Source organism: Bartonella taylorii 8TBB, from assembly GCF_902825155.1.
Lineage (GTDB): Bacteria > Pseudomonadota > Alphaproteobacteria > Rhizobiales > Rhizobiaceae > Bartonella > Bartonella taylorii_A.
Genome location: NZ_CADEAG010000087.1, coordinates 1 through 516, shown reverse-complemented (window position 1 = coordinate 516; position 516 = coordinate 1). Strand labels below are relative to the sequence as shown.

The following is a 516-nucleotide window of genomic DNA, read 5'->3' as shown; positions in this document are numbered from 1 at the left end:
ATTCCAATTACATTGGCAGAAGGTGAACCAGGACCAGCAAAGTAAACCGCAAAGCTTGTATGGGCTTTGGAAAAAGACAAGCACGAAGGGGTTTTTTTTCCTGTCTATATCTTACCAGCTGGTACTTTGATTGATCAAACGCACCCTTCATTGTTAGAACCTGCTTTGCAAGCTATTGCAACTTATGACCGTGCTCATGGGCATTATATTGTCAATGGTTGTCGGGTGACAGCCTTAGGACAAAATGACGGCAAACAAATATTTAGTATAGAAGAAGGTGAAGCCAATATTAATGGCTTTAAACATAAACGCCTTGCTGCTTTAAGGCATGAAGAGCCAGAAGACTACTGTGAAGGTATAGTGCCAAGTGAAACACATCTCTTTACATCCAAGAAAGCCAAGGCAACTAAATCGGAGAAGACAAGCTTTACGTTTGAAACCTATTATTTTCCCATCGCAGCTGTTCACTCTATTTTGCTCACAAAAGAAAAGACTACCAATGTCACCCGCGGTGCG

Annotated in this window: 1 pseudogene; it reads left to right on the top strand. The window is 41.7% G+C overall.

From position 1 onward, the window contains the following. Positions 1-516 (top strand): annotated as a pseudogene (locus tag J7R13_RS08760) (DUF4815 domain-containing protein); the annotation flags it as partial.